At 43.5% G+C, this 15,103-nt stretch carries 15 protein-coding genes and 1 riboswitch; of the genes, 6 read left to right on the top strand and 9 right to left on the bottom strand.

The window, feature by feature from the left end:
- Window positions 1–128: 128 nt before the first annotated feature.
- Window positions 129–368: a hypothetical protein gene (locus L1611_RS16045; RefSeq protein WP_236314720.1), complete on the bottom strand. Its 240-nt coding sequence runs from the start codon at window positions 366–368 to the stop codon at window positions 129–131.
- A 349-nt stretch (window positions 369–717) separates the two neighbouring features.
- Between L1611_RS16045 and L1611_RS16040 the strand changes: the two genes are divergently transcribed.
- The 6 genes from L1611_RS16040 to modB all read left to right on the top strand — a co-directional run bounded on the left by L1611_RS16040 (window position 718) and on the right by modB (window position 7,406).
- A complete protein-coding gene (locus tag L1611_RS16040) occupies window positions 718–2,235 on the top strand; it encodes a glycine betaine uptake BCCT transporter (RefSeq protein WP_236314735.1) in 1,518 nt (505 codons plus the stop codon).
- A gap of 464 nt (window positions 2,236–2,699) precedes the next feature.
- Window positions 2,700–3,572 carry a phosphotransferase family protein gene (locus L1611_RS16035; protein WP_236314719.1) on the top strand — a complete coding sequence of 291 codons (873 nt, stop codon included), beginning with the start codon at window positions 2,700–2,702 and terminating at the stop codon, window positions 3,570–3,572.
- 148 nt (window positions 3,573–3,720) lie between these two features.
- The gene (locus tag L1611_RS16030) at window positions 3,721–3,987 is read left to right on the top strand and encodes an alpha/beta-type small acid-soluble spore protein (RefSeq protein ID WP_236314718.1); all 267 of its coding nucleotides are present in this window, start codon (window positions 3,721–3,723) and stop codon (window positions 3,985–3,987) included.
- A gap of 159 nt (window positions 3,988–4,146) precedes the next feature.
- On the top strand, window positions 4,147–5,679 hold the full coding sequence (locus L1611_RS16025; protein ID WP_236314717.1) for a carboxypeptidase M32: 1,533 nt from the start codon (window positions 4,147–4,149) through the stop codon (window positions 5,677–5,679).
- Between the two features lie 287 nt (window positions 5,680–5,966).
- Window positions 5,967–6,743, top strand: coding sequence for a molybdate ABC transporter substrate-binding protein (gene modA / locus L1611_RS16020; RefSeq protein ID WP_236314716.1), 777 nt, complete (start codon window positions 5,967–5,969; stop codon window positions 6,741–6,743).
- 9 nt (window positions 6,744–6,752) lie between these two features.
- Window positions 6,753–7,406 carry a molybdate ABC transporter permease subunit gene (gene modB, locus L1611_RS16015; RefSeq protein WP_236314715.1) on the top strand — a complete coding sequence of 218 codons (654 nt, stop codon included), beginning with the start codon at window positions 6,753–6,755 and terminating at the stop codon, window positions 7,404–7,406.
- A gap of 133 nt (window positions 7,407–7,539) precedes the next feature.
- On the opposite strand, the gene L1611_RS16010 is transcribed toward modB, so the two are convergent.
- From L1611_RS16010 to sugE, 8 genes are all read right to left on the bottom strand, one after another.
- Window positions 7,540–8,817: a purine/pyrimidine permease gene (locus tag L1611_RS16010; RefSeq protein ID WP_236314714.1), complete on the bottom strand. Its 1,278-nt coding sequence runs from the start codon at window positions 8,815–8,817 to the stop codon at window positions 7,540–7,542.
- On the bottom strand, window positions 8,818–9,609 hold the full coding sequence (locus tag L1611_RS16005; protein WP_236314713.1) for a putative hydro-lyase: 792 nt from the start codon (window positions 9,607–9,609) through the stop codon (window positions 8,818–8,820).
- Between the two features lie 19 nt (window positions 9,610–9,628).
- The gene (locus tag L1611_RS16000) at window positions 9,629–10,816 is read right to left on the bottom strand and encodes an NRAMP family divalent metal transporter (protein WP_236314712.1); all 1,188 of its coding nucleotides are present in this window, start codon (window positions 10,814–10,816) and stop codon (window positions 9,629–9,631) included.
- A gap of 10 nt (window positions 10,817–10,826) precedes the next feature.
- Entirely contained in the window at window positions 10,827–11,597 is a 771-nt protein-coding gene (locus L1611_RS15995; RefSeq protein WP_236314711.1) for a LamB/YcsF family protein, read from the bottom strand.
- Window positions 11,597–12,604: a 5-oxoprolinase subunit C family protein gene (locus L1611_RS15990; RefSeq protein WP_236314710.1), complete on the bottom strand. Its 1,008-nt coding sequence runs from the start codon at window positions 12,602–12,604 to the stop codon at window positions 11,597–11,599. Before L1611_RS15990 ends, L1611_RS15995 begins: the two co-directional genes overlap by 1 nt.
- Window positions 12,601–13,329 (bottom strand): 5-oxoprolinase subunit PxpB, encoded by a 729-nt coding sequence (pxpB, locus tag L1611_RS15985; RefSeq protein WP_236314709.1) that lies wholly within the window; start codon window positions 13,327–13,329, stop codon window positions 12,601–12,603. Before pxpB ends, L1611_RS15990 begins: the two co-directional genes overlap by 4 nt.
- Before the next feature lie 18 nt (window positions 13,330–13,347).
- Window positions 13,348–14,106, bottom strand: coding sequence for an IclR family transcriptional regulator (locus tag L1611_RS15980; protein ID WP_236314708.1), 759 nt, complete (start codon window positions 14,104–14,106; stop codon window positions 13,348–13,350).
- 352 nt (window positions 14,107–14,458) lie between these two features.
- Window positions 14,459–14,776: a quaternary ammonium compound efflux SMR transporter SugE gene (sugE, locus tag L1611_RS15975; protein WP_236314707.1), complete on the bottom strand. Its 318-nt coding sequence runs from the start codon at window positions 14,774–14,776 to the stop codon at window positions 14,459–14,461.
- 226 nt (window positions 14,777–15,002) lie between these two features.
- Window positions 15,003–15,097: riboswitch (guanidine-I (ykkC/yxkD leader) on the bottom strand.
- Between the last annotated feature and the right edge of the window lie 6 nt (window positions 15,098–15,103).

The following is a 15,103-nucleotide window of genomic DNA, read 5'->3' as shown; positions in this document are numbered from 1 at the left end:
TTTTCTTCTTCCCCATAAGAAAAACACCCCTATATGTCGATATTTGTTTATACGACTTAGGTGGTGTTTTTTCCTGTCTCATTTTATTGGGTCACTCTATTGTACCATCGAAGTCTTTTATTTCTGAGCTAATGTCTTACAGGCTTTGTCCTGTCAATTTTAATTGATGAGCTGAGAATTTCTGCTGATTTGATTTCTTTCACTTTCTTTGCACGTTTATCAACTAATTCTTGTAATTCCCCTGCTGATACTTCTTCTGGTATATCTAGCAATTCTACATAAAATTCCTTGCTTCCCTCTACCATGAAATCGATCGTAATTTTTGCGGTCAATTCCAAGCCAATCACCCTTTCACCGTTTATTATCATGTTTCCATCCGGATATGTATCTCAGTTCCCTTTTAAAGGAGTATTTTAATATATTGTACGTACGAATATTGAAAATGTTTCATAATAGATAATTTTTTAAAAATGCATAATATTTTAAATCTATTGTACGCTTTTTTATGGATGATGACCACAATAGGTTCAGCTTAACCGAAAATTATCAGTAAACTCCTTTTCAGGTATCCTTTCATTTTACAATTCTAATATAATTCTGATGAATTTATACCTTTATCTTATATTTAAGTTAATAAACTTACTGAGTGGGTATAGTTAAATAATATGCACTATTAGTCACAGCAATTGAATAAAGGAGGAGAACAAATTGGAAAATCTGAAAGGAAAAGCTCCCCACAGGAATGTGGTGTTTTGGGCGTCATCCATAATCGTTTTCTTGTTTGTCATATGGGGGGCAGTGTCACCTAAAAGCTTAGGGGATAACGCAGGTAGTATATTTGATTTCACAACCTATGCCTTTGGCTGGTTTTATCTTATCTCGGTCTTTTTCTTTACAATCTTTTGTTTAGTTTTGGCGATCAGCCGGTACGGTAAAATACGTTTAGGTGGAGATGAATCAAGACCAGAATATCCTTTTTTCACATGGATCGGCATGCTCTTCAGTGCCGGGTTCGGGGTCGGACTCGTATTTTGGGGCGTTGCAGAGCCGATGAGTCACTTTTTCAGTCCACCCATGGGCATAGAAGGGCAATCTGAACAGGCGGCCAGAGTATCCATGCGGTATTCCTTTTTCCATTGGGGAATCCATCAATGGTCTGTATTTACGGTTGTGGGACTTGCGTTAGGTTTCTTCCAGTACCGTAGGAAAGAAAAAGGACTGATCAGCACAACGTTTAATCCCTTGATCGGTAAGACGGGAAAAACCACCCTCAGAAAAACGGTCGATATCCTCGCAGTTATAGCGACCATTACTGGAGTCGCTACCTCTCTAGGGTTTGGGATCCTACAAATCAATGGTGGTCTGAAAACCGTATTTGGGCTACCAAATAATGGCATGATGCAATTGATCATCACCGGTATTTTACTTATCCTTTACCTTACTTCTGCAATGACTGGCTTGGATAGAGGGATCAAATGGCTTAGTAACCTGAACCTGGGACTTGCTTTATTCTTGATGCTTGCCATGCTGATCATAGGGCCGACCGTATTCATATTGAACAGTATGACCCTCGGTATTGGTGACTATTTATCCAAATTCATAGAGATGAGCTTCCGACTGACACCTTATACCGGCGGAACCTGGGTCAGAGATTGGACGGTTTTTTATTGGGCTTGGGTAATCGCATGGTCCCCATTCGTCGGAGCATTCGTTGCACGAGTTTCACGTGGTCGAACGATCAGGGAATTTGTGTTCGGGGTATTGATTATCCCTCCATTTCTCGCTATCGTGTGGATTGCAATCTTTGGAGGCACTGCCTTACACCTGGACCTTTTACAAGGGACCGATATCGCAGGGCTTGTTAACGAGGATGTCACAACAGCCTTATTCGTAACCTATGAACAATTGCCTTTTTCATTCTTGTTCTCGCTGCTTTCCATCCTGCTGATCTTTACATTTCTGATCACATCAGCAGACTCTGCGACATTTGTCCTTGGGATTATGACGACAGATGGAGATCTGAACCCTGGCAGATTCGTGAAATTCATCTGGGGTGTGCTTATGGCGGCAATTGCATTGGTCCTTATCATCAGTAGTGGACTGCAAGGGCTGCAGACCGCATCATTGATAGCAGCCTTGCCATTCACCATCATATTGATCGTCATGTGTATTTCCATCATTAAAGTCGTACGGAAAGAACCGAATTTACAGCACAAAAAAAGAAGTATCAAATAATTTGTCACCATTTATGAAAAAAATCAACATAACTATAACAAAGCCAAACAATAAGAAAAGCCTAAACGCCCTGGTTACCACGAAGGGCACTTGAGGTCCGACGAGGAGGCTCTAAAGATCGGTTTTTCGCGTTGTAAGTGCTCCATAAAGGTCTTATGAGTACCTTAAGATCGGTTTTTCACGTTGTAAGTGCTCCATAAAGGTCTTATGAGTACCTTAAGATCGGTTTTTCGCGTTGTAAGTGCCTCACAAAGGTCTTATGAGTACCTTAAGATCGGTTTTTCGCGTTGTAAGTGCTCCATAAAGGTCGTTCGGTTCTGCGTGGGCAAACACTTCGAACTAAATCAATGTGTCGACCGCCGCAGAGAGCTAACCGAAGTAGCAGAAAAGTTATACTTTCTTAACGTATAAAATAAAAGGAATTAATCCCTCCTGGTCGAATCAAGAACTAGGGAGGGATTTTCATGTACTTGGAACAATATTTGAAATGTATCACATCGTTTTATCCTTCACTGGAAATCCGAACCATTCATTGGAACCATTTCGGTGAAAACAACGACATCCTCTTTTTGAATGACCAGTGGGTGTTCCGATTCCCTAAACATGATGAATCTTTAAAATCTCTGCAAATGGAGTGTGCACAACTCTCTTATGTCAGACCTTACATCACCCTTCCCACCCCTGAACCGGTTTTCGTCAATACTGATACCAACATATTGGGCCAAGCATTTTTTGGATACCCGTTAATTCCAGGGGAACCGCTTTATGCAGAGACCGTAAACGGCTCATCCGCTTCTATACAACAACATATCGCCCAAAATTTAGCGCAATTTCTGTGTGAGCTTCATGCCATTCCGACTGAGGATGCTCCTGGTATGGTAATTTCAAATGATACAGCCTATGACTATTGGAAGAATTTATTTGAGAAAATTAAACAATCCCTTTTTTCTTATATCAGGCTCGAAAAACAGCAGTTGATTACCAGGCATTTTGAATTGTTTTTAAACGATCGATCTAATTTTGAGTTTGCACCCGCCATCATTCATGGTGATTTTGGGATTTCCAATATCCTATACGATGATGTAGAAAAGGAGATAAGCGGGATTATCGATTTCGGCAGTAGCCATATAGGCGATCCTGCGATTGATATTGCTGGATTGTACAAGCAGTATGGATCCCAGTTCGTCGACAAAATGGCCAACTTTTATCCAGACCTGGAAAAATTGCTTCCGAGGGCAAAGTTCTATGCAGGGACATTCGGTCTTCAAGAAGCATTATATGGCTATCAACACCACAATCAGGAATCACTGGAGAATGGTTTGAAGGAATACGTATAGGATAATAGAAGGCGTCACTAATTTGTTTCTTTACTGTGCATACTAATAGCATGGAGATTGGCTTGTTGCGCAGTCTGAAGCTGGATAGCCAATTACATGATATGGAAGAGAGCATCCGCTTTTTCCATCAGAAAAGGAGGCGAATTTAGTGGCGGGAAGACGAAAACCCTTAGTTCCTGAAGCGAGGGAAAAACTGGATCAGCTTAAAGTCGAAGTCATGAAAAAGAAGGGTTACCACGTTGAAGAACCGGGTCAGACCAAGTTTGAAGTCGCAAAAGGACTTGGTATTCCTTTAAAAGAAAAAGGCAATCAAGACTTAAGTTCTCATGATGCCGGCCGTATCGGGGGCCAAATCGGCGGTAGTATGGTCCACGAATTGATTCAACGTGCAAAAGATCAATTGGATAAACAGTAAATGGTAAGAGGCTGACCTGGATGTCAGGCTCTTTTTATGATTCGTTATATCCTTTACATAGGATTTCAGAAAGTCTGTTTCATGCTTCAAAGGACTTCGGCTTTTTAGAAAGAATATCATATAGTAGGTAAATTCATTTTCATATTAGGAGGTTTTTGGATGGCGCAACAAGTTTTGGACGAAACAGCACAACGAGCGATCGAGCAGTTTATGGAAATTGATCAAAAGATTTGTCATTTCAATAATATTCTAGGACTTCTTGGCTGGGATGCACGTACCTATGCTCCAAAGAAGGGGAAACCGATTTTCGCTAAGGCGAAAGGGACACTCTCCACTGAGACTTTCAAGCTTTCCGTATCGGATGAAATGAGAGGATGCATAGAAATACTTTCAAGGCCGAATGTTTTCAATCAGCTTGATCCTGAAACAAAAGCTTGTCTGAGAGAACGTAAAAAGGACTATGAAAAGTCAAAACGGATCCCGGCTGATGTATATAATGAGTATGTTGTTCTTGCCTCAAATGCAAATGATGCTTGGGAAGAAGCACGGGCAATGGATGATTTTTCCCACTTCGAGCCTTATTTAGAAGAAATGATTGCAATGAAACGTCGGTTTGCAACGTATTTCGGATATGAAAAACATCCATATGATGCATTACTTGATGAATTCGAGCCTGGATTGACCGTTGAGAAGCTTGATCCTCTTTTTTCAGATTTGCGCCAAAAGAGCATCGACCTGTTGAACCGTATTCAGCAATCGTCCCGAAAACCTCGCACTGATCTTTTTAATCAAAATTTTAATGTGGAAAAGCAAAAAGAATTTGCGCAATTCATCATCGGTAAACTTGGATACGATTTAGAAGCTGGACGCTTGGATGAAACGACTCACCCGTTTGCTATGGGTATCAATACTGGAGATGTACGGATCACTACTCGTTATGAACCGGATAACCCTCGTATGGCTGTATTCGGAACCATTCATGAAACTGGCCATGCCCTTTACGAGCAAGGCGTAAACCCTGAGTATGAAGGTCGGGTCATCCGCCGCGGGGCATCCTTTGGAATCCACGAGTCACAGTCCCGTTTCTTAGAAAACTTCGTCGGCCGTACGCAAGAGTTTTGGACCTATTTTTACGATGACATTACGGCTCACTTCCCTCACCAATTGAGCGGTGTGTCCTTGGATGAATTTTATCGAGCGGTGAACAGTGTGGAACCATCCCTGATCAGAGTCGAAGCTGATGAATTGACATATAACCTGCACATCATGCTCCGTTATGAAATCGAAAAAGGCCTGATCGCCGGAGACATCGCAGTGAAAGATCTACCGAAGATTTGGAATGAGAAGATGGAAGATTATTTAGGCGTGACACCTCCATCAAATCGTTTAGGCGTCCTTCAGGATGTCCATTGGTCCCATGGTGGTGTCGGATACTTCCCTTCCTACTCACTTGGAAACCTGTATGGAGCCCAGATATTAAATACGGTTTTGAAGGCCATGCCAAACTTCTACGAGTTGATTCGAAGAGGAGAGTTTATGAAAATCCGTGAATGGCTGAGAGAGAATGTCCATCAATACGGAAAACTCTACACACCAGCTGAGCTGATCAGGAAGGTGACAGGTGAAGAACTTGATGCCAAATACCTCGTCGACTACCTCGAGCAGAAATTCACAAAATTATACGATCTATAAGATTAGGATTCGACAACGACCGGGAAGGGTCTTCCTACCTCCTTTCCTGGTCGTATTTTTATTGGGCAGTGGCATTGAGCGGTGCCTGGTACATTTTTGAATCCCTTCTCCCCCAACGACTCTGAGACGGTGCCTGGCACCTTTTTGAATCCCTTCTCTCCCAACGACTCTGAATTGGTGCCTGGCACAGCGTTTCAGGCACAGCGTTTCGCAATATCTCCTAGAGGCAGTGCTTTTTTATTTTTGATATAGTAGATGGTAAGATTGCGTTTATGGATGTGATGGGTATGAGGTATTACAAACTGGTGCTAATGGTTCTATTGTTGGTGCTCACTAGCTGCCAAGGTGGTTTAAATCAAGGGAATGAAAAGGTGGAGCTGCATGTACACGCAGCTGCAAGTTTAAGCGATGCTTTACAACAGATTAAAGAGGACTTTGAGGATGCTTATCCTGAAATGGAAGTCATCCTGAATTTTGCCTCTTCTGGTACATTGCAACGTCAAATTGAACAGGGGGCTCCGGCGGATCTATTCATTTCTGCTTCTGAAAAGGAATTTAACCAATTGGATCAAAAAAATCAGTTCCATCCTGAATTCACCAAAAATATTTTATCGAATCAATTAGTGTTCGTTACGAATAAGTCCAACAAATCAAATATACAGATTCCTAATGACCTGAAAAAAGATCAGGTCGAAAGAATCTCAATTGGCGCTCCAGAATCCGTACCTGCTGGAAAATACGCAAAAGAAACATTAGAAAACATGGAACTTTGGAAGCAGGTTAAGGACAAGATCATCTATGGTAAAGATGTTTTACAAGTCCTCTCCTATATTGAAACCGGAAATGTAGACGTCGGTTTTGTTTATGCATCGGATGCTAAGTCGTCTTCTAAAGTAAAGGTCCAAACCCTCATTGACAGCGACCTACATTCGCCCATCATATATCCTGCTGGTGTACTGAAGAACACTCAAAACCTTGATGGAGCAAAACAATTTTATGATTATCTTCAAAATCAGCAAGCAAAAGACACTTTTAAGAAATTCGGCTTCAAGCCTATAGATTGAGGTTATCTTATGGTCCAATCCTTTTGGTCTCCCATTTTTCTATCGATCACGATCGCTGTTACAGCTGGGATTATTGTCGTTATTCTAGGAATTATTATTGGTCGATTGATGGCAAGGAAATATTTCACTGGAAAAACGGTAATTGAAACCTTGCTGATGCTGCCACTCGTCTTACCGCCGACAGTTGTCGGTTTTTTACTTATCGTCATTTTTGGAGTCAACAGCCCAATCGGTCATTTGATCACACAATTATTTGGCCAATCATTGATTTTTACATGGTTTGCAGCGGTCATTGCTGCAATCGTCGTCTCATTTCCACTAATGTATCAGTCTGCCAAAACCGGTTTCGAATCAGTTGACCACGAGATTGAAGATGCGGCAAAAATTGATGGTGCAGGAAACATGCAGGTTTTCCTAAAAGTGACGATGCCCCTAGCGATTCAAGCCCTTATTACAGGCGGTGTGTTGAGCATTACGCGTGCCCTCGGAGAATTCGGTGCGACATTGATGTTTGCCGGAAACATCCCAGGCAAAACACAAACTGTACCAACCGCTATATACCTCGCGATGGACTCAGGTAACATGGAAATGGCCTGGTTGTGGGTCGGCTCAATCATCATACTCTCCTATATCATGCTTTTTGCAATTTACCGGCGTACCTGACACACAAAAAGAACCCTTGCAGCACAAAGGGGCCAAATCAGTGCCTGGCACCCTTTTAAACCCCTTCTCCCGCAAGGGTTCCGAATCGGTGCCAGGCACCCTTTTAAATTCCTTCTCCTGCACCGGTTTTGGATCAGTGCCTGGCACTTGCTTTCTTTTTCATTCCTTGTTCGAGGAAGATACAGATGAGGACGCCGACGATCAATCCGTTATTCAGTATTGAAGCTATTGCTGGATGGACTCCTGAAAGTGATGCTGGTGTCAGGAACATCACCCCTATACCGATCATGAGGGATAGACTGATGATGAACAGGCTTTGTTGATCCCTGTCTATCTTCATATAAGCTTGCAATCCTATGACCAGCATATTTGAAAAGGCAAGCAGCATACTGGCATATCCGACCGGAACAGGGATTGATGCAAAGAACATCGTAATGGTCGGGAAGAAGCTCAATCCCAGCAATATCAGACTACCTAATACAAATGGGAAACGTTCTTTCATCCTTGTCGATAAAATGAATCCTGCTGTATAAGAAAGCGGAACCATCCCAATGGTTGAAAACACGCCAGAAAGGAGTTGACTGATCCCCATCACTATTCCGGATTGATTGTAGCGAGAATCTGAAGAATCCCCTAACACTTCTTCAACAACATCAATGCTTGCAACAAAATTAATTAACAGGAGAAGTGTGACTACCGCAGAAGTAATCATAATACCCAGATCAAGTGCAGGTGTGCCCCAGACGAAAACCCCAGGGAACGTGACCCAGTTTTCAGCCTCGAACGGAATCTTCTTCTCTAACCCGAACAATATGAACAACAGCCAGCCAACCGCTATCCCGAACAACACCGAATAACTCTTCAAATAGAACCATCCGCTTGTTGCAAACCATATTGTCACAAGAGCAGTCACTATTCCAAGCACCGCAACAGTCCCGTGCACTCCATCTGAAAAGTAACCGACCCCCAGGATTCCTTTCATGAATGGCCCGCTGATCTGTGCCACTAAAAGAATGAAATACGTTCCGGTGACAATCGGTGTGAAAATCCGTTTTATGCGATGGACCACCCGGAACATACTAAGTAGAATGAACAGCACTCCGCTGAAGAGCATTCCCATCTCGATACTGCGCAAAACTTCAAAACCGTCTGAGGAAACTGCAGAACCGAGCCCGGCAAACAAAAGGAAAACTCCCCACCATAAAACAGCCGGTCCTTCAACAATCGGTTTTTTATGACCGAACCATGCTTGAAAAAGAGAAATGATTCCGATCACAAAAAAAGTCCTTTGGACAAAGCTGGAGATCTCCGGAACAGACATGCCAAAAGCAGCACCGATCGTCAATGGAGCCACGACACTGCCAGCAAGAATAAAGATGAACCATTGGAAAGAAGCTAACGACACTCTCACTTAAAGGACCTCAAATTCCTCATCCGTCCAGTCTGTAATGAACATGTGTCCCGGGGAATGTGTGATCATCAAATCAGGTTTCATGTTCATCGCAATATTCTGAGGGGTGACACCACAAGCCCAAAAAACAGGTATTTCTCCCTCTTTTACCGTTACTGGATCTCCGAAATCAGGCTGGGTGATATCATTGATCCCGATCTGTTCGGGGTGGCCGATATGGACAGGCGCTCCATGGACCGCTGGAAATCTTGATGTTATCTTGACGGCGTCAGCCACATTGCTTGCGGGAATCGGCCTCATGCTGACGACCATGTTCCCATCAAATGGACCTGCTTTTATACACTTCAGATTCGTTTTGTACATTGGTACATTGCATCCTTCTTCGATTTGACGGACAGGAATGTTCTTTTTCAATAGCGCACTTTCGAAGGTAAAACTGCAGCCTAAAAGGAAACCGACCAAATCCTCATGCCATAATGAGGTGATATCTGTCATCTCTTTTGTGAGGACGCCTTTTTCATACACGTTGTACTTCGGCAAATCTACTCGTAAATCTGAATCCGGGGCTGCCACTTGCGGCACTGGAGAGCCTATGTCCGTTACATCAAGGACCGGACACGGTTTCGGATTTCGTTGACAGAACAATAGAAAATCAAATGCCATCTCCTTTGGCAAGACGACCAGATTTGCTTGTGTATATCCTCTCGACATACCAGCCGTCGGTTTAACCCACTCATTCGTGCGGAATAACCCTCTAGCCTCTGATGGATTTAAATCACTAATTCCCTCCACCTCTAACCCCTCCTAAAAATTACTGGAACAATTTCGGGATCTGATCGATCATTGTGATGATACCCATATAAGACATCGCAATCACGATGAGTCCCCCGAAAATCGTAAGCCATAACGGATGTCTGTAATCTCCGACGATCTTTCGGTTGTATGCCGCAACCAGCATTACACCAAGAGATATCGGAAGGATCAATCCATTCAATGCTCCCACAAGAATCAATACATTGACCGGTTTCCCGATTAATACGAAAACGAATGTGGATACCGAAATGAAACCGACAATCAGCCACTTATGATATTTCTCAAGTTTTGGATGGAACGTACGTATGAATGAGACAGATGTATAGGCGGCACCGATTACAGATGTGATAGCAGCCGCCCACATGATCACACCGAATATTTTATACCCAACGTTTCCTGCAGCCAATTGGAATACAGAAGCTGGTGGATTTGAGGGATCCAAGGACAATCCTTGTGCAACGACACCTAATGTAGCTAAAAACAGAAAAATTCGCATGATCGAGGCGATCCCGATCGCCGAAACTGAACTTTTTGTCACTTCCGAGAGGTTATCTACCCCTTTTACACCGGCATCAAGTAACCTGTGTCCTCCTGAAAATGTGATATATCCTCCTACAGTACCGCCGACCAGGGTAACAATGGCAATAAAATCGATTGTATCCGGTACAAACGTCTTCACTACTGCTTCACCGACTGGCGGGGATGCAGAGAACATCACATAAACGGTAAGTGCGATCATGATGAATCCCAATACCTGGGTAAATCGGTCCATGACCTTATTCGCTTCACGCAAAAGGAATATTCCGACCGCAATGATTCCACTGAAAAGTGCTCCCATTTCAGGGGAAACACCTAGTAGTACGTTGGAGCCTAACCCAGCACCTGCGATATTTCCGATATTGAAAGCCAGACCGCCAATGACGATCAGTACCGCCACGAAATAACCGAGTCCTGGGAAAACCATATTCGCGATATCCTGTGTCCTTCTCTCAGACACAGCAATGATCCGCCAAATATTCAGTTGTGCTCCAATATCAATGATGATCGAGACTAAAATGACAAACCCGAAACTTGCTAATAATGCTTCAGTGAAAAAAGTGGTCTGTGTAAGAAATCCTGGTCCGATTGCAGACGTTGCCATCAGGAACGCCGCGCCAAGCAAAATACTCCTGTTCGACTGCTTCATCTTGTACCCCCTATTTGTCGATCTTACCGACCGTTTCTATTGTAATCCCTGTTTCTTTTAAGCCTGCTCGGATATTACGGGCAAAGGATAAGGCATTGACGCCATCGCCATGGATACAAATGGTATCTGCTTCAATCGGGATATCGATTCCTTGTAGACATTTCACTTTCCCTTCCTTTACCATCCTGACCACTTGCTGAAGGGATTTCTCCTCCTCTTCAATCAATGCATTGACAAGTGTACGAGATGTAAGGGAACCATCCTCCTGGTACGTCCGATCCGAAAAAACCTCGCTTGCTGTACGAATTCCTGTCTTTTTACCCGCTTTGACCAGCTCACTTCCAGATAATCCGAATAGGATCAATTCGGGATCGACTTTATAAACCGCTTCTGCAACGGCCTCTGCAAGTTCCGAATTTTTCGCTGCCATATTGTAGAGTGCCCCATGCGGCTTTACGTGCTGCATGATACCGCCCTCGGCTTTTACAAAACCATAAAGTGCACCGATTTGGTAAGTGACCATGTCATAAGCTTCCTGTGCTGAGATGTGCATCTCACGCCTTCCGAACCCCACTAGATCAGGAAGGCCCGGGTGTGCACCGATCCCGACGTTTTTTTCCATTACCAGTTGGACGGTTTTCCTCATGACTGAAGGATCACCTGCATGAAAACCACAGGCAATATTGGCTGAGGTTACATAATCTAGAATATCTTCATCCGCTCCCTTTTTATAAGTCCCGAAGCTTTCTCCTAAATCGCAATTCAGATCTACTGTGTTCATTATGACTCTCCTCCCTCTCTCAGCTTTAATGAAATGCCCTGTTCAAGCTGTTGAAGATGCCTTTCCTGTTCAAGGTACAAAGACTCAGCTTCTTTATGGGTTACGAGTTTGAAGCGTACCTTTGCTCCTGGCTTCAATTGAGCGACCTTTGAAAAATCAACCGAAGCAATTTGAGCAATTTTAGGGTAGCCCCCGGTCGTTTGCCGGTCTGCCAACAATGTGATCAGATTTCCTTCTGAAGGGACCTGGATCGTTCCAAACGAAACAGCCTCTGAAATCATCTCCACTTGTTCTGAAAGCTCCAATCGCTCACCTTTGAACCGGAACCCCATCCGATCAGATTGAGGTGTCAGTTCGTACTCTGTATTTGTGAATTTCTCCTGGCTTTCTCTCGTAAAACGGTTCCACTCACGACCTTGAATGACTCGGATGACCCCATTCTGATCCGCTTCCGTGCCCCATTCTGCAGCCGAAAACCAATCGGACTCCATATATGGAGGCTCAGAATCAGAAAGCTGCTGAAAAATATGATCCGCTCTCTCCGAACGTTCTCCCATCGTCAATGAGTCTCCTGAGTCAAGCGCCCTCCCTTCAAAACCACCGATTTCTGCACGTAGATATGTTGAACGGCTCTCCATGATTTCCGGTACGACAATACCGCCTGCAACAGCTAGATAAGATCTGAATCCAACTGTGCATGCACCAAATTTTAAAACACTGCCTGCTCTGATATAGATCGGACGCCACATTTTTACTGGTTCATCGTTGATTTTCGGGGAGAAATCCCCGCCTGTAATCGTAATCAGGACATCCTTTTCAAACTCGATTTCGGGTCCTTTCATCGTCATCTCCAAACATGCTTCCCCATTACTGTTGCCTACTAATAGGTTCCCGATCCGATAGGCTAGTTGGTCCATAACACCGCTTACGATGACGCCAAAACGTTGATATCCATAACGACCTGCATCTTGGATAGTCGTCTGAAGTCCTGGCTTAACGATCTTCATTCTTGTCCCCCCTTCAATTTCTCGAATTCTGTTGTTGAGATCGGATGAAAACGTATCTTATCCCCTGCTCTTAATAATGTCGGGGGATCCTGATCAAGATCGAATAGTTTGAGAGGGGTTTGACCGATCAACTGCCAGCCACCTGGCGTTTCAATCGGATAGATCCCTGTTTGAGAACCTGCTATCCCTACTGAACCTGCAGGAATTTTTAAACGAGGCGATTCTTTCCGGGGTGCGGCAATTTTTTCAGACATTCCTCCTAAATATGGGAAACCTGGTGCGAAACCGATCATATACACTAAATATTCAGCTTCGGTATGGATTTCAATGACCTCGTCGGTTGTAAGGTTGTTATGTTGTGCCACCAACTCTATGTCGGGGCCGAGCTCTCCTCCATAACAGACTGGGATTTCCACATTTCGTGCTTCGCTTTTGTTTTCCGGTCCAATTTTATGAATAGCCGATTCGATTTCCCCGCAAATCAACTCATAAGGGGAATCTGGTTTTCGTTTTCCATTTCTTTTACCATTTTGGAGTACTTTAAGTGGATTATAAAACACAGTCACGCTCGTAAACGCGGGTACGAATTCTATCATTCCCGGCAGTGGTTGTTCCTCTAGGAGAAGCGAAATATTCCGTACAAGGACATTCGTTTCCTCTGAGATTTTGTCACCAAGATGTACAATGACCGCTGAATCTCCTAGCGGATGCAGTTCATACTTCAAAATAGCACCTCCATATGATCAGCCTTCCCATCCGATCAATCTTGAGATTTCATCGGCTGCTTTTTTCACCCGCCCAGTTAAACTCGCAAGTATTTCAGGATTTCGAAATCGGTTTTCAGGCCCTACGATACTAAGACCAGCAAAAATGTGATGACCATGATCAAAAATCGGTGCTGCAATAGCAGAAGAATCATCGTGTAATTCAGCATGGCTTACCGTATAACCCTTGGCCCTGGTCTCTTTCAATCGTTCCTTCAGCTCTACTTTGTCAGTAATGGTTCCAGAAGCAATCGGCTCCAGCTTTACTGAATCGATGTATTTTTCCCGTTCCTCCTCCGGCATAAACGCTAAAAGGACCCGAGGACATGCACCAGCATATAAAGGGGCACTGCGACCGATTCCCGTAAAAACCCGTACAGGTTTATCCGTTTCTATCTTCTCAATATAAATGGCCTCTTCGTTTTCCTGGACAATTAAATTGACGGCTTCGCCAAGTTCATCCTTCAGCTGCCTCATAACCGGTATAGCAACCTTCCGGATATCCAGCCGTTCTCTGACGAGTTGTCCATATTGGAGGAAGCCTAGTCCCAATTCATATTCACCATGATGGTTTTTCTTCAGGAACCTTGATTCCGCAAGTGATAGGACCATACGATAGACAGTTGTTTTCGGCATTCCTGTCAGCTTGCTCAATTGCAGGAGCGAGAGACTCTCGTATGTTTTGAAAAGTGTCAGTAACTCCATTGCTTTTATGACTGTAGTATTCTTGTCTTTCATCTATACACCCCGAAATTCCGATATTCGGACTTATTGTTCCGAAAATTAATACTTTCATTAATTATAGATTGAATTGTCGAAATCTTCAATATCTATTTATTAGTCTTAGCGCTGACTTCAATCCTGGTGATCCGCAATCCTCCTCGCTCGTGCATCCTTAAAAAGAGAGACCCTAAAGACTTTGAATCTTCAGGGTCACTCCCTTGGACTTTTCGAGATAATTTTAGAGTTGTCGGGATAATTCCGTAGTTGTTGAGATAATTTCTTAGTTGTTGAGATAATTCCAGAATTGCAAAGAAAATTTCGGAGTTGTCGGGATAAACGTCCCATACAATTGATGTAGGTGCTATTTTCAAGAGGAAGTGAACTTCAAGCCAATGATTCCGACCAAAATCATCCCTAAAAAGAGGATTCTTGTAAAATCTTTCGGTTCGTTGAACAGTAATATCCCAAGGAAAACAGTTCCAAGAGCCCCGATGCCTGTCCAGACGGCATAAGCAGTCCCGATCGGCAACACTTTGATCGCAATTGATAAAAAATAAAAACTTATAACCATCCCGACGACTGTAATGATGGAAGGAACCAGACGGCTGAATCCTTCTGTATATTTCAGTCCTGTCGCCCAAACCACTTCAAAAATACCTGCGATAAAAAGATAAATCCACGCCATTGCTCATCCCTCCTACTATAAGAAAAGCGTAAACGCCCTAATCAACCACAAAGGTCACTTGAAGTCCAACGAGGAGGCTTGAACCAAACAAAATTCGGTTCTGAGTGGGTAGACACTTCGATCTAAATCAATGTGCCGACCGCCACAGGAGGACTGAAGTGAGCCAAATGGTTTGGCGTTGGGGCTAGATATTGGATAAAAAAACCGGGAAAATATCGTAATGATATCCTCCCGGGCTTTTCTCCCTCCGTGTACACAAATCAATTGTGCGGTTTCTCTCGGACCAGGCCATACACATGCGGAACCCTAGAAACCAATGATTCTATG

This window comes from Pseudalkalibacillus salsuginis (assembly GCF_021646685.1).
Lineage (GTDB): Bacteria > Bacillota > Bacilli > Bacillales > Fictibacillaceae > Pseudalkalibacillus > Pseudalkalibacillus salsuginis.
Note: the sequence above shows the minus strand (reverse complement) of the source record. Positions and strands in the feature narration are given on the sequence as shown.